This is a genomic window from Roseateles amylovorans (assembly GCF_025398155.2).
Taxonomy (GTDB): Bacteria; Pseudomonadota; Gammaproteobacteria; order Burkholderiales; family Burkholderiaceae_C; genus Roseateles; species Roseateles amylovorans.
In genome coordinates this window covers 1,113,017-1,133,263 of the sequence record NZ_CP104562.2, presented here as the reverse complement: position 1 = coordinate 1,133,263, position 20,247 = coordinate 1,113,017, and the positions used below count along the sequence as shown (strand labels likewise).

Below are 20,247 nucleotides of genomic sequence, written 5' to 3'. Positions count from 1 at the left end.
GAGACCGCCATGTCCCTCGCCACGCCAGCGCCCGTGCTGCGCCCCTATCAGCTGTCGGACAACCTCGCGGCCAGCGCGGGTCAGGTGTTCCTCACCGGCACCCAGGCGCTGGTGCGCCTGCTGTTGATGCAGAAGGCCCAGGACGAGCGTCAGGGCTTGAAGACCGCGGGTTTCGTCAGCGGCTATCGCGGCAGCCCGCTGGGCATGGTCGACCAGCAGCTGTGGAAGGCCAAGAAGTTCCTGGATCCGGCGCAGATCAATTTCCTGCCCGCCATCAACGAGGACCTGGCCGCCACCGCCTGCCTGGGCGTGCAGCGCGTCGCCCTGGACCCCAAGCGCACCGTGGATGGCGTGTTTGCGATGTGGTACGGCAAAGGCCCCGGCGTGGACCGCTCCGGCGACGCGCTCAAGCACGGCAATGTCTATGGCACCGCCCGCCAAGGCGGCGTGCTGGTCGTGTGCGGCGACGACCACGGCTGCGTCTCCTCCTCCACCCCGCACCAGAGCGACCTGGCCTTGCAGGCGTGGTCGATGCCGCTGGTCCATCCCGGCAATGTGGCCGAATACCTGGAGTTCGGCCTGTACGGCTGGGCGCTGTCGCGCTTCTCGGGCGCCTGGGTCGGCTTCAAGGCGATCTCCGAAGTGGTCGAGTCCGGCATGACGGTCGACCTGGACGCGGTGCCGCTGGACTTCGAGCTGCCGGTCGACCACACGCCGCCCACCGATCTGCACATCCGTCAGGTCGACCTGCCCTCGCTGGACCTCGAATCGCGGCTGGCGCACAAGATCGACGCGGTGCTGGCCTTCGCCAAGCTCAACACCATCGACAAGCACATCGTCGTCAGCCCACGCGCGACGCTGGGCATCGTGACCGTCGGCAAGGCGCATTACGACTTCATGGAAGTGCTGCGCCGCCTGGACCTGGACCCGAACGCGCTGGCCGCCGCGGGTGTGCGGGTCTACAAGGTGGGCCTGGTCTATCCGTTGGAGCCCACCCGGATCCGTGCCTTCGCGCAGGGGCTGACCGACTTGCTGGTGATCGAGGAGAAAGCGCCGGTCGTCGAGCGCCAGATCAAGGAGCTGCTCTATCACCTGCCGGATGCGCAGCGGCCGCGGGTCGTCGGCAAGACCGATGAACACGGCGCGGCGGTGCTGAGCGCGCTGGGCGAGCTGAGGCCGTCGCGCATCATGTCGACGGTGGCCGACTGGCTGGCGCGGCTCAATCCCGCGCTGGACCGGCGTCACCTGGTGGTGGACTTCCTCACGCCCTGCCTGCTGTCCAACAGCGCCGACGGCGTGCGCCGCCAGCCCTACTTCTGCTCCGGCTGCCCGCACAACACCTCCACCAAGCTGCCGGAGGGCTCACGTGCGCTGGCCGGCATCGGCTGCCACTTCATGGCGAGCTGGATGGAACGCGGCACCTCCGGCCTGATCCAGATGGGCGCCGAGGGTGTGGACTGGGCCGCGCATTCCCGCTTCACCACCGAGAAGCATGTCTTCCAGAACCTGGGCGACGGCACCTACTATCACTCGGGCTATCTGGCGATCCGGCAGGCCATCGCGGCCCGCACCAACATCACCTACAAGATCCTCTACAACGATGCGGTGGCGATGACCGGCGGCCAGCCGGTCGACGGTCAGACCAGCGTGCCGCAGATTGCGCGCCAGGTCGAAGCCGAGGGCGTGAAGCGCCTGGTGGTGGTGTCCGACGACGTCGGCAAGTACCAGGGCCATGAAGGCCTGTTCCCCGCCGGCACCACCTTCCATGACCGCGCCGCGCTGGACCAGGTCCAGCGCGAGCTGCGCGAGATCGAAGGCGTCACCGTGCTGATCTACGACCAGACCTGCGCGGCCGAGAAGCGTCGCCGTCGCAAGAAGGGCGAGTTCCCCGATCCGGACCGGCGCATCTTCATCAACGAATCGGTCTGCGAGGGTTGCGGCGACTGCGGTCAAGCCAGCAACTGCCTCTCGGTCGTTCCGGTGGAGACCGACTGGGGGCGCAAGCGCGTCATCGAGCAGAGCAGCTGCAACAAGGACTTCAGCTGCGTGAACGGCTTCTGCCCGAGCTTTGTCTCGGTGCACGGCGCCAAGCTCAAGAAGCGGGCCGGCGCGGCCTTCGGTCCGGCCGACCTGGCGCGAGAGATCGCCGCCCTGCAGCCGCCCGCGCCGTGGCGCTGGACCGGGCCGTTCGACATGCTGGTCACCGGCGTCGGTGGCACCGGGGTGGTCACCGTGGGAGCGCTGGTCACCATGGCCGCGCACCTGGAAGGCATGCGCAGCTCGGTACTGGATTTCATGGGCTTTGCACAGAAGGGCGGCGCGGTGCTGTCCTTCGTGCGGGTCGCGCCGACGCAGGACCTGCTCAACCAGGTCCGCATCGACACCCAGCAGGCGGATGTGCTGCTGGCCTGCGACATGGTCGTCGGTGCCAGCGCCGATGCGCTGGCCACCATCAAGTCCGGCCGCACCGTGATCCTGGCCAACACCCATGAATTGCCGACCGCGGCCTTCGTGCGCAATCCCGATGCCAATCTGCAGGCCGATGCGCTGCTCGCCAAGATGCGGCATGCCGTGGGCGAAGGCGCGGACCTGCTCAACAGCATCGATGCGCAGGACATCGCCCAGCGGCTGATGGGCGACACCATGCCCAGCAACATCATCATGCTGGGCGCCTGCTGGCAGCGCGGCTTGGTGCCGGTGAGCTTCGAGGCGCTGATGCGGGCGATCGAGCTCAACGGGGTGGCGGTCGAGAACAACAAGACCGCGTTCGCGCTCGGTCGCCTGGCCATCGCCGCGCCCGAGGCACTGCGCCGACTGGCCGGCGAGCCCGCCACGCCGGTGCAGTGGTTCAACTTCGATCAGCTCGACGACAAGGACGGCCAGCCCGGGCTGATCTCACGTCGCAAAGCCTTCCTGACCGACTATCAGGACGCCGCCTACGCCGAGCGTTACGACGCGTTGGTGCGGCGCGTGCGCGAGGCGGAAACGGCACTGGGCGACGCGGGCAAGGGGCTTCGCCTCACCAAGGCGGTGGCCCGCTATTACGCCAAGCTGCTGGCCATCAAGGACGAGTACGAAGTCGCGCGTCTGTACACCGACGGCAAGTTCGAAGCTGCACTCAAGGCGCAGTTCGAGGACTGGGATCACCTGAGCTTCCACATGGCGCCGCCACTGGTGTCGCGGCCCGGCGCGGACGGTCGTGCACGCAAGATCGAGCTCGGCAGTTGGACCTTCAAGGCGCTGAAGCTGCTCACCCGGTTCAAGGGTCTGCGTGGCGGTCTGCTGGATGTGTTCGGCAAGACGGAAGAGCGCCGCATCGAGCGCCAGTTGGTGCGGGACTATGAAGCGCTGGTCGACGAGCTGCTGGCCCACCTGAGCGCCGACCGCCTGGAGCTGGCGGTCAAGCTCGCTCGACTGCCTGAGGGCATCCGTGGCTATGGCCATGTGAAGCTGGCCAACGTGGTGACGGTGCGGGCGCAGTGGAAGGATCTGGTGGATCGCTTCCACGGCCGCGCGGTGGAGGTCCCGATGGCGATCGTGCCTCAAGCCAAGGCCCCGGCACGGGTGAAAGGCGTGGCGGAACTCTGACCGGCTGCACCTCGTCGGACGAGTTGTGGGGGCGCGGTGGAGGGCCGCACTGCTGGAGGCGCACCTCTGCGCAAGGTAAGCCGAGCGAGGTGAGCCTAGCGTGCGCGCGAGTCGCGGCGACGGAGCGTGAAGCGCGCCGCACCGAGGCCGGCTACAACTGTGAAGTAGCGCAAAGGGCTCTGGACAGCCACCAGCCGCGCTTGGCATGCTTGGCACATGTCAAGACTGACACGACTTCTCAGCGCGGCCTCGGGTCGCTCGTCCGAGGCGGCCACGCCAGCGGATGCGCCGGCATCGCGCGATGCAGCGCAGCATCCGCGGCGACGCTCATCGGCGACGCTGGAGGCCACGTTCGCCTCGCCCGGGCTGTCCCGCCGCGCCGTGGTGGGCCGCGCCGCCGGTGCGGCCTTGATGTCCACGCTGGGTGGCTGCGGTGGACTCTCGACCGCGCCGTCAACCCCGCTGGACGCCGCACAGCGGCAGCGTGCCGCCGATCGACTGGGTTGGGGGGCCACCCAGGCCCAGCTTGCGGCCATCGAGCGCGCTGGCTGGGGCCGGTATGTGGAGCAGCAGTTGCGCGCCGATCCCAAGGCGCCGCTGGCGCCCGCCGCCCAGCGCCAGATCGATGCCCTCGATTGCAGCCGCCGCGACCTGATCACCCGCGTTCGTGAAGCCGAAGCCCTGCGCCGGACAGCGGACAAGGCCACCGACGAAGCCGAACGCGTGGCGGCGAGACAGGCCTATCAACAGGCGCAGAACCTGGCCGCGCGCGAGGCCGGCCATCGGCAGCTGCTGCGCCAGCTGTATTCGGAACAACAGCTGCTGGAGCACCTCAGCTGGTTCTGGTTCAACCATTTCAATGTCCATCAAGGCAAGCGCGATGTGCGCCTGCTGCTGGCCGATTACGAGGAACAGGCGCTGCGTCCGCAGGCCTTGGGCAGCTTCCGCCGGATGCTGGGCGCCGTCGCCCGACATCCCGCCATGCTGCGTTATCTGGACAACGACCAGAACGGGCTGCGCGCCATCAATGAAAACTACGCGCGCGAACTGCTGGAGCTGCACACCCTGGGCGTCGATGGCGGCTACAGCCAGCGCGATGTGCAGGAACTGGCGCGGGTGCTGACCGGCTTCGGCGTGCGCATCGACCCCGAACCGCCCAAGCTCGGGCCCAAGTTCATCGACCAGTACCACCGCGACGGCTTCTTCGAATTCAATCCCGCCCGCCACGACTTCGGTGACAAGCAGCTGCTGGGTCACACCATCCGCGGCCGAGGCCTGGCCGAGCTGGACGAGGTGCTGGACCTGCTGGTGGCCCAGCCGGCCACCGCCCGCTTCGTCAGCCGCAAGCTGGCCGTCTTCTTCCTGAGCGACCAACCACCGCCCGCGCTGGTCGACACCATGGCCCGCGCCTTCGAACGCAGCCGGGGAGACATTCCCGCGACCTTGCGCCCGCTGCTCTTCTCACCCGCCTTCACCGCGACCGGCGACATCAGCGCCGCTGACGGGGCGGCCGGGCCGGGCGTCGGCTCCCGCAGCCTCGCGCCGAAGTTCAAGGATCCCCAGCACTACCTGATGTCCAGCCTGCGAGCCGGCTTCGAGCATCAGGCGATGCTCAACAGCCAGCCGCTGCAGCAATGGTTGCGCCGGCTCGGCCAGGGGCTCTACGACAAGCAGACGCCCGACGGCTATCCGCTCACCGCCGAGGCCTGGGACAGCCCTGGCCAGATGACGTTGCGCTTCGAGATCGCCCGTCAGATCGGCGGCGGCGCGCCAGGTCTGTTCCGCGCCGAAGGCACGACCACGCCGGTGCCGATGCCCGACCTGCAAGCGCTGCGCGCCCGGGTCGAACCCACCCTGGCACCGGCCACGCGGCAAGCGCTGGCCCAGACCGGCACGCCGCAACAATGGTTGACGCTGTGGCTCTCCAGCCCCGATTTCATGTACCGCTGACCCCGCTGACCCGGCTAACCCGGCTGCCACGCTGACCCCGCCGATACGCTTGACCCGTCACCCCGCTGACCGCCTCTTGGAGACCCCGGATGACCCGTTCCCGTTCTGCCTCATTCCCGCCGCACGGTCCGTGGGCGACCGATGCGTCGGTGGCGCCGCGCTCGCCGGATCGTCGTCGGCTGCTGCTGCAGGCGGCGGCCGGGGCCGGCGCGTGGTCGGTGCCCGGCGTGCGCCTGTTTGCCGCAGGCGCGGACCGACCCCGCTTCCTGCTGGTGTTCCTGCGCGGCGGCTATGACGCCTCGCATCTGCTGGTGCCGATCGGCAGCAGCTTCTACTACGAGCAGCGCCCACGCATCGCCATCGCCCGTCCCGGTGCCGGCCCGGAGACGGCCCTGCCGGTGAACGCGGATTGGGGTCTGCATCCCGCCTTGCGCCAGAGCCTGCATCCGCTGATGCTGGCGGGCCAGGCGCGCTTCATTCCCTTCGCCGGCACCGACGACCTCACCCGCAGCCACTTCGAAACGCAGGACAGCATCGAACTCGGCCAACCGCTGGGCGGCTCGCGCGACTACAACTCCGGCTTCCTGAACCGGCTCGCGGCCGAGCTGGATGCCCAGCAGGCGCTCTCGTTCACCGATCAATTGCCGATCGCGTTTCGCGGCCCGGCCCGCATCGCCAACGCGGCCCTGCGTGAGACGGCGCGGCCCGCCGTCGATGCGAAGAACCGCGCGCTGATCACCGGCATGTACCAGGGCCGGGCGCTGGAGAAGACCGTCGAGGAAGGACTGGCCTTGCGCGAGGAGCTGGCGCGCGATCTCGCCCCCGCCAAGATGAAGGCAGAGATGGATGCCGCCGGCCGCAATGCGATCGCACCAAAAGGCTTTGAAGCCGAGGCGCGTCGCATCGCCGCCCTGATGCGGGGACGGTTCAGTCTGGGCTTCATCGACATCGGTGGCTGGGACACACACGTCAACCAAGGTGGGGCTACCGGCGCACTGGCCAATCGTTTCGAGGAAGTCGGCCGCGGACTGGCGGCGATCGCCGATGAACTGGGGCCGGACCTGTGGCGCCAGACCACGGTCATGGTGATCAGCGAATTCGGCCGCACCTTCCGCGAGAACGGCAATCGCGGCACCGACCACGGCCACGGCAGCGTGTACTGGCTGCTGGGCGGCGGCCTGGCCAGCCAGGGCGGCCCGGTGGCCGGCGAACAGATCGCGCTCAGCGCCTCGACCCTGTTCCAGAACCGCGACTACCCGGTGCTGAACGACTACCGATCGGTGCTGGGCGGCCTGTGGCAGCGGCAGTTCGGCCTGTCACGCGATGCGCTCGGACGCGTGTTCCCCGGCGCTGTGCCGCGCGACCTCGGCCTGGTCTGAGCCGGTCCGCTCTCGCTCCCGATCGCAATCGCAATCTCGATCGCGATCCGCGCCAATAGCCCTGCCCCCGGCAAGCGCTTGGATTCGCCCGACTTGCAGATGAGATAAGTTCTCATCTAGTATCGGCAGCAAACGACTAGGACTCCCGCGGATCCCCGCGACCAATGCAACTTCAACGGGGAGCCCCCCCGCGGTCGACACGTTCGGCGCGGGCGGACTCCCTGCTTTTTTGCAGGTCCCGGACCGGGCGCGCCGCCTGCCGAAGGGTCTCAGCCGTTTCGTCGCCAGCACGCCTCCCTGCCAGCCCGCGCCCGCCGGAACGCCCGGTACCGCCCTGCCAGGAGCCCCCATGTCCCTGCTGCCCCCGCCTTCCGACGACCTGCCCAAGCCCGTCGCGACGTCGGCTGGCCGACCGCCAGGCGACGCCCCTTGCACCCCTTGCTCCCCTTGCGACGTTGCCAAGCCCTCGGACGTCGCAGCGCCGGCGCCGTCCTGCCTGTGGGCACCCCGGGCGGCCAGTGCCGCCTGGCCGGTGCGCTCGTCGGCGCTGGGCCTGCTACCCGGCCTTTCGGGAGGGCCGGCCCTTGGCCTGCTGGCCGATGACAGGGCGAGGCACACCGCCGACCATCCCGGCGTGGAATGCCTGCGGTGGATGGCCTTCAAGATCGCCTGCGGGCTGACGCCGGAGGACCCTCAACTGCTGCGGCGCCATCAGCTCGCCACCGAACAGTTGGTGGAGGCCGGCGTCCTGGCCGCGATCCCCGCCCATGAGCAGGCTCTCCGGCTGCTCTACAGCACCGCCCACCACACGCTGCTACCCTGGCATTGGCGATGTGCCTGCATGGACCAGTTGAACCGCCCGTTGGCGGCACTGTCCCGGCTGGCCGGCGCCGATGCCGCACTGGCGGCGCGCCTGCAGCGCTTCCAGTGGTGCCTCAGCCAAAGTCCCTTGAAGGAGTCCCGATGAAGCCAGCCACCCGCATCGAACGTGACAGCATGGGCGAAGTCGCCGTGCCGGCCGACGCGCTCTATGGCGCGCAAACCCAGCGTGCGGTGCAGAACTTCGCCATCAGCCGCCAGCCGATGCCGGAGCGTTTCGTGCGTGCCCTGCTGCTGCAGAAGGCCGCCGCCGCGCGGGCCAACATCAGCCTCGATCAACTGCCGCAGGACATCGGGCAGGCCATCGACCGGGCCAGCGCCCAGTTGCTGCAGTCGCCGGACCTGATGACGCACTTCCCGGTGGAGGTGTTCCAGACCGGCTCCGGCACCAGCAGCAACATGAATGCCAATGAGGTGCTCGCCACCCTGGCCACCCGGCTGCTGTCTGCCACGCCCGTCAGCCCCAATGACCATGTCAATGCGGGCCAGAGCAGCAACGACAGCATTCCCACGGTGCTGCACATCAGCGCAGCGCAGGCCCTGTCCGGCGAGCTGTTGCCGGCCCTGGATGTGCTGGTGCAGACCTTGCAGGACAAGATCGCCAGCGACGGCCACCATGTGAAGACCGGCCGCACCCACCTGATGGATGCCATGCCGCTGCGCCTGGGCCAGGAACTGGGCGGATGGTGCGCCCAGATCGACGCACGTCGCGCCCAACTGCGCGCGCTGCTGCCCACCGTCTGCGAACTCGCCCAGGGCGGGACCGCCGTGGGCACCGGCATCAATGCCCATCCCCAATTCGCGCAGCGCTTCTGCGAAGAACTCTCCGCCCTCACCGGCCTGACCTTCCGACCTGCGCCGGACTTCTTCGCCGCGCTCTCCGCGCAGGACACGGCGGTGGCGCTGTCGGGCGCGCTCAAGGGCCTGGCGGTGGCGCTGATGAAGATTGCCAACGATCTGCGCTGGATGAACTCCGGCCCGCTCGCCGGCCTGGCGGAGATCGAGCTGCAGGCCTTGCAGCCGGGCTCCAGCATCATGCCGGGCAAGGTGAATCCGGTGATCCCCGAAGCGGTGACCATGGTCTGCGCGCAGGTGATCGGCCATGACGCCGCCATCACCGTGGCCGGGCAATCGGGCAACTTCCAGCTCAACGTGATGCTGCCGTTGATCGCGCACAACCTGCTGGACAGCCTCGCCCTGCTCGCCACCGCCAGCCGCGCGCTGGCGGAGCAGGCGATCCGCGCATTCAAGGTCAATGAGCCGGGCCTTCAGCAGGCCCTGGCGCGCAACCCGATTCTGGTCACCGCGCTGAACCGCGAGATCGGCTACTTGAATGCCGCCGCGATTGCCAAGCGTGCCTATGCGGAGGGGCGTCCGATCCTGGATGTCGCCGCCGAGATGACCGAGATCGACCGCAGCACGCTGCAGCAGATGCTGGATCCGGCCAAGCTCACCGATGGCGGACTCTGACACGATCGCCTCGACCGACTCGCGTCGCCGCCTGCGCTGGCGCGACGGCCTGGGCCTGGCCGTCCTGCTGCTGGGTGGCGCATTGCTGCTGCATCACGGCTGGACGCTGATGCAAGCCGGTGGCGCACCGTCCGTCATGGCGATGGCGCTTCAGGCGGGACTGATCGCCGCGGCGGCCACGGCGCTCGGCACGCTGCCGGCGCTGGGCACGCGCAGCCTCTCGGACCGAAGCCAGGACGCGCTGATGGGCTTCGGTGCCGGCGTGATGCTGGCGGCCTGCTCCTTCTCCCTGATCCTGCCGGGCCTGAGCGCGGCACGCGAGCACACCAGTGCCAGCGGTGCCGCCTCGCTGATGGCCGTGGCGGTGCTGCTGGGCGCCTGGGCCTTGATGGCGATGGACCGCTGGCTGCCGCATGAGCATTTCATCAAGGGCCGCGAAGGCATGGATGCCAAACGGCTGCGGCGCACCACGCTGTTCGTGATCGCAGTGACCTTGCACAACCTGCCCGAGGGCCTGGCCATGGGCGTGGCCTTCGCCGCCGGTGATCCGGTCGCGGCGGGCGGGCTGAGTCTGGCCATTGCCATCCAGGACGTGCCGGAAGGCTTCGTCATTGCGGTGGCGCTGATGAGCATCGGCTTCTCACGCACCCGATCGGTCGCGGTCGGTGCCGCCTCGGGCCTGGTGGAACCGGTGGGGGCGGTGCTGGGTGCCTGGGTGGTCTCGGTCTGGCCGATGCTGCTGCCCTGGGGCCTGGGCTTCGCAGCCGGCGCGATGCTGTTCGTCATCAGCCACGAGATCATTCCCGAATCTCACCGCAAGGGCCATGAACGCTGGGCGACGCAAGGCCTGATGTTGGGCTTCGCGCTGATGATGGTGTTGGACACGGCGCTCGGTTAGCGACGCCAGGCCCGTGCCGAGACCCATCGCGGCGCGTCGCGCGCATCGGTCCGAGCGCCTCTCGTCGGCCCGTCCGCGTCGCTCAGGTGCGGCCGCCAGCGGCGTCACTCGTCGACGTCATCCATCGACGTCATCCATCGGCGTCGCCTGTCCTGCGCGACCTTGATTGCGCGACCTTGATTGCGCGACGCGAACACGTGTCGGGCTTTCTTCACGGACGCTGTCAGCGGACCGCGCATCCCGCGATCGGTCATCGATGCACGCGTTCATCGCGCGCGTGCCTCAGTGCGGGCAAGCGCGAAACCCTTCACGCGCGCCTCGGTCTTGAGGCGGCGACCGGTGCGCACGGACCGCCGTCGCGCCTCACCATGAAGGCTCACGCAACGCAAGCGAGCCGTGATGGGAATGAACAAGTCGCTGAGGATCTGGGCCGTGCTGGCGGTGTGGACCTGGAGTGCTGCCGTGCAGGCCACCGGTCTGACCGCGCTGGAGCAACGCTGGATCGCGGGCATGTCGCCGGTGATCCAGCGGGCCCGGGCGACCGGACTTCCGCTGGACATCGTCGTCCAGCCACAGGATGCGCCCGATGCGGCACCGCTGGCGCTCGGCTATCTCCAGGGTCGCTGCAAGCTGGTGCTGAGCCTGCGCGGCAACCCGGAGGGGCAAGCCACACTGGACCGCATTCCCTCGGCCCTCACCGACAGCGCCCTCGAATTGATGGCCGCGCATGAGCTGGGTCACTGCCGACGTTATCTGGATGGCGTCTGGTACGGCCTGCCCGCCGGCTTCAGTGCGGACCGCCCGCCCGTGGGCCTGAGCCCGGAGCTGGAACGCGCGTATCTCTCGATGAAATCGACGCGCCGTGAAGAGGGCTACGGCGATCTGGTCGCGCTGGCGTGGACGCTTCAGCGGCATCCCGACCAGTACGCCGCGCTGCACGCCTGGCTGGTGGAGGAACGCTCCCGGGACCGACTGCCCGGCAGCCACCATGACACCTTGGCGTGGCTGGCGCTGGCGAGCGATCCGAAGTCGCTTGGCAGCGCGCCGTCGATGTTCGAGGCCGCCGCCCGGTTGTGGGCGCTCGGGTTGGGCGACGACGAGTGAAATGACCGGGGCGCGCCCTGGGGACAACGTTTCACAAAGGGGTTTGCCACCCATCGTCGGACCCGTGGGCGAGAGCGACGATCGCGCTGGTCCGGTCGGTCGGTCGTCGATCGGGCCGATCGGCTTGACGGATCGCATGCCGTCATATACCTTCTGAACACTCAGAAGGAATATCATGATCACCTCACTCCCCTTTGTTCCAGCTGCCGAAGCGGCCTACATCGGCGGCGTCAGTGCGGCACAGATGAATCGACTCGTGGACGAAGAGTTGGTTCCCTCGTCGCTGTTTCGAAAAGAGAACGGCGCGAGAACCGTGGCGCGGCTCATGGCCGCCTATGCCAACTTCTTCTTCGCCACCGATGCCGTGCTGCTCGCAGCGGCGCGAAAGCAGGTGCTGGCCGACGTCACCGCTCGCCTGGAGCAGTCACAGGTGCGCGACCAACTGTTTGCGCTGCAGTTCGTCTCCGACGCTGCGATTGACTGGACCGTCGCCACGCCCGGTCGCGGCGTGGTCATCGATATCTGGGGCTATGTCTGCGAGGCGGCCAGCCGCGCCAGGGAGGTCGACAACGCCGGCAAGCTTATCCTGGAGGATCCCGAGGTGATGGGGGGCGTCCCCTGCTTTGCGGGAACCCGCGTGCCGATCGAGCATGTGCTGGCGTCGATTCAGGCCGCGATCGACCCGCTGCGCCTGCAGCTCGCCTACCCGTTTCTCACGCCAGCCCATATCGAGGCCGCTCAGATCTTCTACGACGCGCACCCGCGTCGAGGCCGGCCACGCCGCCTGAACGATATCCATCCTGCGGAGCCACTGAAGCGGGGCCAACGAATGCTGAAGAAACGGCTCCCATGATCTTCAAGTTCCTGATTGACGAATGCCTCTCGCCGGAACTGGTCCGCATCGCAGTGGCCGCAGGCCATGTGGAGTCGACCTGCGTGCGCAACCGAGGCTGGGCCGGGACGAAGGACTACCGGCTGATGCAGCATGTGATCGCAGAAGACTTCACACTGGTCACCGGCAACTCGGTCGACTTTCGCGGTCATGGCCCCGGGCAGCTCGGCGGCGAGCATGCCAAAGTGGACCTTCACGCCGGGCTGGTCTGCCTGAACTCCGAGCGCCCGCTCGACCTCCAGCTTCAATTGGCGTTGTTCGAGGTCGCCCTCAGCGTCCTGGAGGATGAGAAGACCGACCTCATCAACACCGCGCTGGACATCTTTCACAAGGACGACGACACCGTGGAGTGGGCGCTCTATCGCATCCCCCAGGCCCAAGCCTGCACGCTTCACTGAGTGGCGCATTCCCGGGCGCCAGCCCGGCCTGCATCACCGCGACCCGCAGCGGCCCAGCCGCTCAGGCCAGCGCCCGCCCGATCAGGATCTTCTGGACTTCCGATGTCCCTTCGTAGATCTGCGTGACCCGCACATCGCGGTAGATCCGCTCGACCGGGAAGTCGCTCACATAGCCGTAGCCCCCGTGTACCTGGATGGCTGCGGAGCAGACCTTCTCCGCCATCTCGCTGGCAAACAGCTTGGCCATCGCCGCTTCCTTCAGGCAGGGCTGTCCGGCATCCTTCAAGCTCGCCGCATGCCAGATCAGCTGTCGCGCGGCTTCGATCTGCGTGGCCATGTCCGCGAGCTTGTGCTGCATCGCCTGGTGCTCGAAGATCGGCACACCGAAGGCCACGCGCTCCTTGCTGTACTTGAGCGCCGCCTCGAAGGCCGCGCGCGCCATGCCGACGGCTTGCGACGCAATGCCGATGCGACCGCCCTCCAGGCCGGACAACGCGATCTTCAGCCCCTGGCCCTCCTCGCCGAGCCGATTGGCGGCCGGCACGCGGCAGTTCTCGAACAGGATCTGCGCAGTGTCGCTGGCGTGCTGGCCCATCTTGTCCTCGATGCGTGCAACGACATAGCCCGGCGCGTTCGTCGGGACCAGGAAGGCGCTGATGCCCTTCTTGCCGGCGGCCTTGTCGGTCACCGCCATCACGATCGCCACATCGCCGTTCTTGCCGCTGGTGATGAATTGCTTGACGCCATTGAGCAGGTAGTCATCGCCATCGCGCACCGCGGTGGTCTTCAGTCCGCCCGCTTCGGAGCCGACATGCGGCTCGGTCAGGCAGAACGCGCCCAGCATGTCGCCGCGTGCCAGCGGCTTGAGGAAGCGCGTCTTCTGATCCTCGTTGCCGAAGGCCATCAGGATGCTGCACACCGGACAGTTGTTCACGCTGACCACGGTGGAGGTGGCACCATCGCCGGCGCCGATCTCCTCCAGGATGATGGCCAAGGCCAGGTAGTCCAGGCCCGCGCCGTCGTACTCGGTCGGCACGGCCACGCCGTAGCAGCCGAGCGCGGCCAGGCCCTTCAGTTCCTCGGCGGGAAAGTGATGGGACTTGTCCCAGGCGGCCGCCTTCGGTGCGATCTGGTCTTGCACATAGGCGCGGACGGCGTCCTGCACGGCGCGATGGTCTTCGGAAAGCAGCATGTCGGTGCGACCCGGATCGACGGATCGTTCAGAGGAGAGCGCCCCCGCAGGGGCGCGGAAGACACGGTGCCTGCGGGCCGCTTGTGGCCGCCGCGCCAGGCCCGTGCCGAGCCGTTACCAAGGCAGCGGACTGCCGTCGTAATTGAGAAAGGCGCCGTTGTCGCCGGCCTTCAGACCGTCCAGTACCCGGCGCAGGCAGGCCGCGCTGGTCTGGACGTCGATGTCGGCCTCCTGGCCGCCCATGTCGGTTTTCACCCAGCCGGGATGCAGGCTCACGCACAGCGCCCGGCCATCGAGCGACAGCGCAATGTCCTTCATCACCGAGTTCACTGCCGCCTTCGACGCGCGATAGACCCAGCCCGCCGAGTTCGCCCGCAAGGTCAACGAGCCCATGCGCGACGACACGATGCCGATGCGCGCATCCGGTGCCAGCGCATCCATCAGCTGCGGCAGCACCCGCATCGGTCCCAGCACATTGGTGTGCATCACCGCATCGAAATCGACCACGCTGGGCGGCTGCAAGCCGAGCGTGCGCGGACCGTAGACACCCGCCACATACATCACCCGGTCGAACTGGAAACCGTCGAGCTGCCAGGCCAGGCCGGCGATGCTGACCACGTCCGACACATCCAGCTTGATGGCGGTCGCGCCCAGCGCGCGCAGGCGCGTGAGGCTTTCCTCGTCGCGCGCGGTCGCCACCACCGTGTCGCCGGATTCCCGGTGCTGGCGGACCAGCTCCAGGCCAATGCCGCGCGAGGCGCCGATGATCAGGATCTGCGTCATGCCGCGCCTCCCGCATCCACAATCGCGTCGGCCACGTGAACCCGCTGAACGCCACGCAAGTGCAGCGCATTCAGCGCCCACATCACCGTCAGCGCTGCCCGCGTCGCCGCCATCGGCCGCACGCATTCAGGCGACTTCATCAGAAGAAGGTCGCGCATCAGATCAGTTCCACGCCGACAGCCGTCGCTTCGCCGCCGCCGATGCACAGTGCGGCCACGCCGCGCTTGAGGCCGCGGTGCTTCAGCGCGCCCAGCAGCGTGACGATGATGCGCGCGCCGGAGGCGCCGATCGGATGGCCCAAGGCCACCGCGCCGCCGTTGACGTTGACGATCTCGTGCGGGAGCTTGAACTCCGCCATCGCCGCCATGGTCACCGCGGCGAAGGCTTCGTTGACTTCCCACAGGTCGACGCTCTTGGCCTCCCAGCCGTTCTTGGCCAACAGCTTCTGGATCGCACCCACCGGGGCGGTGGTGAACCATTCCGGCGCATTCGCATGCACGGCGGTGCCGACCAGCCGCGCCACCGGCGTCACGCCCAGGCGACGGGCGGTGGACTCGCGCATCAGCACCATCGCCGCCGCGCCGTCGCTGATCGACGACGAGGTGGCTGCGGTGATGCTGCCGTCCTTCTTGAAGGCCGGCTTGAGGGTCGGGATCTTGTCGAGCTTGGCCTTGAACGGCTGCTCGTCGCGCGAGATCACCGTTTCGCCGCCCTTGCCGGCAAGGGTCACCGGCGCGATTTCCCAGGCGAAGCTGCCGTCTTCGTTCGCGCGCTTGCTGCGCTCGGTAGACGAGATCGCGAACTGGTCCTGAGCCTCGCGAGTGAAGGCGTACTTGTCGACGCATTGTTCGGCGAAAACGCCCATGGCCTTGCCGCGCTCGTAAGCGTCTTCCAGACCGTCCAGCGCCATGTGGTCGTACATCTGCGCCACGCCGTATTTGACGCCCTTGCGCGCAAACATCAAATGCGGCGCATTGGTCATGGACTCCATGCCGCCGGCGATCAGGATCTCGGCACTCTCGGCCTTGAGCGTGTCGTGCGCGAACATGACCGCGCGCATGCCGGCACCGCACATCTTCGACAGCGTCACCGCACCGACCGACTGCGGCAGACCCGCCTTGAGCACCGCCTGGCGCGCCGGCGCCTGGCCCTGGCCGGCCATCAGGCAGTTGCCGATGAAGGCTTCATTGATGGCGTCGGTCGACACGCCGGCACGCTCGACGGCGGCCTTGATCGCCACGGCGCCCAGCTCCCAGGCCGCGAGCCCGGAGAAGTCGCCCAGCAGGCCGCCGATCGGGGTGCGGGCGGCAGAAACGATGACGATGGGATCGGACATGAGAGTCTCCTTCAGTGGAATGGGGTGAAGCAGTAGAAGAATGAAGCGATGAAGCGATGAAGCGATGCGTGCGTCGCACTCAGTGAATCGGCAGTTCGCGATCCTCCGGATCGGGCGCCTTCAATGCGGGCGCGGTATCGTGGATGTGGAATCGCTTGTGCGGGTCATACGGGAAGACATCGTGCACATGGCCGGCCAGGATGCGCTGCTTGTGCGCCTGCCAGAAGGCCGGGTCGAGCAGATCGGCGTGATGCGCCATGAACACGTCGCGCACGCCGGGGTGGCCGAGCAGGAACGGGCCGAAGGTCTCGGGGAAGACGTCGTGCTTGTTGACCTGATACCAGATCTCGCCGGACATCTCTTCCTCCTCGTTGCGGGGCTGGGGCACGGCGCGGAACTGGCAGTCGGTCAGGTACTCGATTTCGTCGTAGTCGTAGAAGACAACCTTGCCATGCCGGGTCACGCCGAAGTTCTTCCACAGCATGTCGCCGGGGAAGATGTTGGCCGCGACCATGTCCTTGATGGCGTTGCCGTATTCGACCACCGCATGCGCCAGCTGAGCGGGCGACGCTTCCTGCAGGTAGATGTTGAGCGGCACCATGCGACGCTCGATGTAGAGATGCTTGATCACCAGATCGTCCCCGCTTTCTTCCAGCAGCGACGGGCAGAAATGCTTGAGCTCGGCGATCAGCTCTTCCTCGAAGCGATGGCGCGGAAATGCCACCTGGGTGTACTCCAGCGTGTCGGCCATCCGTCCGACGCGGTCGTGCTGCTTGACCAGCAGGTACTTGGCCTGGATCTGCTCGCGGGTGGTGTCCTTCTGCGGCGGATAGAAGTCCTTGATCACCTTGAACACGAACGGATAGGACGGCAGGTCGAAGACCAGCATCACCATGCCCTTGATGCCGGGGGCAATGCGGAACTTGTCGCTGCTGTGCCGCAGGTGGTTGAGGAAGTCGCGGTAGAAGAGGTTCTTGCCCTGCTTCTGCAACCCCAGCGTGGCGTAGATTTCCGAGCGCGGCTTGCGCGGCATCAGCGAACGCAGGAACTGCACATAGGCGCTGGGCACCTCCATGTCGACCAGGAAATAGGCCCGGGCGAAACTGAACAGCATCAGCAGTTCGTCCTCGCCGAACAAGGCCGCATCGATGTAGAGCAGGCCGGACGACGGCTTCGGTGATGCGGACCCAGTGGCAGCGGCGGTGGCAGCGGCAGTGGCTGCGGGGCCGGTGGCGGGTTTCGTAGCGACTGATGGGGGGCTGGTCGTGACGTCCGCTTTGGCGGCGGGACGCTCCTGATGCAGGATCGGCAGCGCGAACGGTGTCTCGGTGAAGCCGTTGACGATCTTGCCGACGATGTACGCGCCCTTGTTCCGGTAGAAAAGCGACGACAGCACCTGGACCTGGAAGTTGGTCCGCCAGCGAAAGGCCCCGAGCTCATTGCCGATGGCGCGCAACACGCAGTCGATGTCGCGGCCCAGGTCCTCGAACTCCAGCGACAGCTGGAAGTTCCAGACGATGCGCATGAAGGTGTCGCGCAGCGTGTCCTGCGACGGGTAGTAGCAGCGGTAGGTCGGCTGCGCGGCGGGCTCGTCGTTCTCGATGTATTCGGTGGAAATGGCCGGCCGGACGAAGATGAACTCGTTGTGGAAGTAGCGGTGATGCAGCAGCCGGGTGCAGACCGAGTTGAAGAAGGTTTCCGCCAGCTCCGGCTGACGGTGGTTGGTCAGCAGGCCGATGTAGTGCAGCTTGACCTGTTGCCAGACTTCGCTGGGCAGCTCGCTGGTGCGATAGCGTTGCTCCAGCAGCGTGACCGCCTCGTCCACCCGCAGGTCGTAGAACTCGATGCGCTCGCGTTGCGCGCGCTGCTGACCGTGCCAGTCCGCCTGCTCGAAGCGTTGCTTGGCGGTGGCCGATGCGGCACGGAACAGGCGGTAGTGCTTGTTGAATCCCTCCAGCAGCGCTTGCGCGATCTCGAAAGCACGGGGATCGGTGAGCTCGTGAGGGAACATGCGGGCCGCCTGTTCTGCCGTGGGATCGATGGGGCCGGTCTCGGAGGCTGAGGGGCGCGCCGCCGGTGGCGGATCAGCGACCCATCGCCGCCTCGTAGCGGCGATGCAGCGCTTCCAGCGCACGGCGGTAGGCGGGACCGACATCATCCGGGCCCGCCGCGCTCACGCTCAGGTCCTTCAGCAAGCCGTTGTGCAGGCCGTAAACCCAGCCGTGCACGGTCACCGACTGGCCGCGGGCCCAGGCGTCCTGCACCACCGTGGTCTGGCAGGCATTGCGGGCCTGCTCCAGCACGTTGAGCTCGCACAGCGCATTGACGCGTTGCTCCGGCTCGACCTGATCCAGCCAGTGCTGGTGATGGTTGCGCACGTCCTGCACATGCCGCAGCCAGTTGTCCACCAGGCCCACCCGCAAGTCCTGCAAGGCCGCGCGCACGCCGCCGCAGTTGCTGTGGCCGACGATGATGATGTGCTGCACCTTCAGCTGATCCACCGCGAACTGCATCACCGACAGGCAGTTCAGGTCGCTGTGCACCACCACGTTGGCCACGTTGCGATGCACGAACAATTCGCCGGGCAACAGGTCGACCAGCTCGTTGGCGGGCACGCGGCTGTCGGCACAACCGATCCACAGGTATTGCGGCGTTTGCTGCTTCAACAGGCGGGAAAAGAAGCCGGGAGATTGCTCCTCGGTTTCCGCGGCCCAGCGCTTGTTGTTGTTCAGCAGGTCTTGAAGTTCGTTGGTGCTCATCAGGACATTGTCGCGTCGTTATCCAAATCCGTGTCGTCCTGGGGTTCAGTTCCGCCGACGGGGACGTCCCGAAATCGTCCACTGCATCGATCGGCGCTCAACTGGCACCGAAGCGGCGCCAAAGTGGGCCGCAAGTGGCGACTGACGATCGCCAATGTGGCCGCAGGACCGTCGTTGACCTGCGGTTCGTGCAATCCCGCATGTCCCGACGTGCACGGCCACCGTGGCCGATCACAGGGTTTCTGCAAACAGCTCGCGGCCGATCAGCATGCGTCGGATCTCGGAGGTGCCGGCGCCGATTTCGTAGAGCTTCGCGTCGCGCCAGAGGCGGCCCAGCGGATAGTCGTTGATGTAGCCGTTGCCGCCGAAGATCTGAATGCCTTCGCCCGCCATCCAGGTGGCTTTCTCGGCGCACCACAGGATGACCGAGGCGCAGTCCTTGCGGACTTGCCGCACATGCGCGCCGTCCAGGGCGTCCAGGTTCTTGCCCACGGTGTAGCAGAAGGCTCGGGCGGCCTGCAGCACGGTGTACATGTCGGCCACCTTGCCCTGGATCAGCTGGAATTCGCCGATGCTCTGGCCGAACTGCTTGCGGTCGTGGATGTAGGGCACCACGTTGTCCATCACCGCCTGCATGATGCCGATGGGGCCGGCCGCCAGCACGGCGCGCTCATAGTCCAGGCCCGACATCAGCACCTTGGTGCCGCCGCCGACCTGGCCCAGCACGTTCTCGGCCGGCACCTCGACGTCCTGGAACACCAGTTCGCCGGTGTGGCTGCCGCGCATGCCCAGCTTGTCCAGCTTCTGGGCGATGGAGAAGCCCTTCATGCCCTTCTCGATCAGGAAGGCGGTCATGCCGCGGGCGCCGAGTTCGGGTTCGGTCTTGGCGTAGACGACCAGCGTGTCCGCATCGGGACCGTTGGTGATCCACATCTTGGTGCCGTTCAGCAGGTAGTAGCCGCCCTTGTCCTCAGCCCGCAGCTTCATGCTGACGACGTCCGACCCCGCGCCGGGCTCGCTCATCGCCAGGGCACCGACATGCTCGCCGCTGATCAGCTTGGGCAGGTATTTCTGCTTCTGCGCCGCATTGCCGTTGCGCTTGATCTGGTTGACGCACAGGTTGCTGTGGGCGCCGTAGCTCAGGCCGACCGACGCCGAGGCCCGGCTGATTTCTTCCATCGCCACCATGTGGGCCAGGTAGCCCATCGCCGCGCCGCCGTATTCCTCCGGCACGGTGATGCCGAGCACCCCCACCTCGCCCATCTTGCGCCACAGGTCCATCGGGAACTGATCGCTGCGGTCGATCTCGGCCGCGCGCGGTGCGATTTCGGCCTGGGCGAAGTCGCGGACCGCGTCGCGCAGGGCGTCGATGTCTTCGCCGAGATGGAAGTTCAGACCTGGCAGGCTCATGGGTTGTCTCCTCGACCGACTCCCCGCGACCAAAGCCGCGGTTGACGATTCATGTTGTGACGTTTACGTAAACGTCAATTGTAGGCCGACCCTGCGCCGAAGCGGCTATTGCAAAACTACTTAAGGGACGTCCCCGGCGCGGCTGCACCGGGCGCCCAGGCAGGCGGATCCCCGGGCCGGGGCGGGCCCCGACTGACACGGACCTGCCG

At 67.4% G+C, this 20,247-nt stretch carries 16 protein-coding genes and 1 pseudogene; 9 read left to right on the top strand and 8 right to left on the bottom strand.

The window, feature by feature from the left end; all coding sequences use genetic code 11:
* Window positions 1-9: 9 nt before the first annotated feature.
* From N4261_RS04890 to N4261_RS04850, 9 genes are all read left to right on the top strand, one after another.
* Window positions 10-3,588: an indolepyruvate ferredoxin oxidoreductase family protein gene (locus N4261_RS04890; protein WP_261759094.1), complete on the top strand. Its 3,579-nt coding sequence runs from the start codon at window positions 10-12 to the stop codon at window positions 3,586-3,588.
* 216 nt (window positions 3,589-3,804) lie between these two features.
* Entirely contained in the window at window positions 3,805-5,538 is a 1,734-nt protein-coding gene (locus tag N4261_RS04885) for a DUF1800 domain-containing protein (protein WP_261759093.1), read from the top strand.
* Window positions 5,539-5,627: 89 nt separating this feature from the next.
* Window positions 5,628-6,917 (top strand): DUF1501 domain-containing protein, encoded by a 1,290-nt coding sequence (locus tag N4261_RS04880; RefSeq protein WP_261759092.1) that lies wholly within the window; start codon window positions 5,628-5,630, stop codon window positions 6,915-6,917.
* A gap of 349 nt (window positions 6,918-7,266) precedes the next feature.
* Window positions 7,267-7,884 (top strand): hypothetical protein, encoded by a 618-nt coding sequence (locus N4261_RS04875; protein WP_261759091.1) that lies wholly within the window; start codon window positions 7,267-7,269, stop codon window positions 7,882-7,884.
* A complete protein-coding gene (locus N4261_RS04870; protein ID WP_261759090.1) occupies window positions 7,881-9,266 on the top strand; it encodes a class II fumarate hydratase in 1,386 nt (461 codons plus the stop codon). Before N4261_RS04875 ends, N4261_RS04870 begins: the two co-directional genes overlap by 4 nt.
* Entirely contained in the window at window positions 9,253-10,164 is a 912-nt protein-coding gene (locus N4261_RS04865; protein ID WP_261759089.1) for a ZIP family metal transporter, read from the top strand. Before N4261_RS04870 ends, N4261_RS04865 begins: the two co-directional genes overlap by 14 nt.
* Window positions 10,165-10,563: 399 nt before the next feature.
* The gene (locus tag N4261_RS04860) at window positions 10,564-11,268 is read left to right on the top strand and encodes a hypothetical protein (protein ID WP_261759088.1); all 705 of its coding nucleotides are present in this window, start codon (window positions 10,564-10,566) and stop codon (window positions 11,266-11,268) included.
* Between the two features lie 175 nt (window positions 11,269-11,443).
* Window positions 11,444-12,121 (top strand): DUF433 domain-containing protein, encoded by a 678-nt coding sequence (locus N4261_RS04855; protein ID WP_261759087.1) that lies wholly within the window; start codon window positions 11,444-11,446, stop codon window positions 12,119-12,121.
* Complete coding sequence (locus tag N4261_RS04850; protein ID WP_261759086.1) at window positions 12,118-12,558, top strand: DUF5615 family PIN-like protein; 441 nt, start codon at window positions 12,118-12,120, stop codon at window positions 12,556-12,558. The genes N4261_RS04855 and N4261_RS04850 overlap by 4 nt, the downstream gene beginning before the upstream one ends.
* 61 nt (window positions 12,559-12,619) lie before the next feature.
* Here the strand turns inward: N4261_RS04850 and N4261_RS26210 are convergent, their stop codons facing one another.
* The 8 genes and pseudogenes from N4261_RS26210 to N4261_RS04815 form a co-directional block, all read right to left on the bottom strand.
* A complete protein-coding gene (locus N4261_RS26210; protein ID WP_435532051.1) occupies window positions 12,620-13,333 on the bottom strand; it encodes an acyl-CoA dehydrogenase family protein in 714 nt (237 codons plus the stop codon).
* A gap of 129 nt (window positions 13,334-13,462) precedes the next feature.
* A pseudogene (locus N4261_RS26205) lies at window positions 13,463-13,750 on the bottom strand (acyl-CoA dehydrogenase family protein); the annotation flags it as partial.
* 114 nt (window positions 13,751-13,864) lie between these two features.
* A complete protein-coding gene (locus N4261_RS04840) occupies window positions 13,865-14,533 on the bottom strand; it encodes an SDR family oxidoreductase (protein ID WP_261759084.1) in 669 nt (222 codons plus the stop codon).
* Window positions 14,530-14,691: a hypothetical protein gene (locus N4261_RS04835; RefSeq protein ID WP_261759083.1), complete on the bottom strand. Its 162-nt coding sequence runs from the start codon at window positions 14,689-14,691 to the stop codon at window positions 14,530-14,532. Before N4261_RS04835 ends, N4261_RS04840 begins: the two co-directional genes overlap by 4 nt.
* A complete protein-coding gene (locus tag N4261_RS04830) occupies window positions 14,691-15,869 on the bottom strand; it encodes an acetyl-CoA C-acyltransferase (RefSeq protein WP_261759082.1) in 1,179 nt (392 codons plus the stop codon). Before N4261_RS04830 ends, N4261_RS04835 begins: the two co-directional genes overlap by 1 nt.
* A 79-nt stretch (window positions 15,870-15,948) precedes the next feature.
* A complete protein-coding gene (gene aceK, locus N4261_RS04825; RefSeq protein WP_261759081.1) occupies window positions 15,949-17,880 on the bottom strand; it encodes a bifunctional isocitrate dehydrogenase kinase/phosphatase in 1,932 nt (643 codons plus the stop codon).
* A gap of 73 nt (window positions 17,881-17,953) precedes the next feature.
* A complete protein-coding gene (gene can, locus N4261_RS04820) occupies window positions 17,954-18,628 on the bottom strand; it encodes a carbonate dehydratase (RefSeq protein ID WP_261759080.1) in 675 nt (224 codons plus the stop codon).
* A gap of 231 nt (window positions 18,629-18,859) precedes the next feature.
* On the bottom strand, window positions 18,860-20,038 hold the full coding sequence (locus N4261_RS04815; RefSeq protein WP_261759079.1) for an isovaleryl-CoA dehydrogenase: 1,179 nt from the start codon (window positions 20,036-20,038) through the stop codon (window positions 18,860-18,862).
* Window positions 20,039-20,247: the final 209 nt, after the last annotated feature.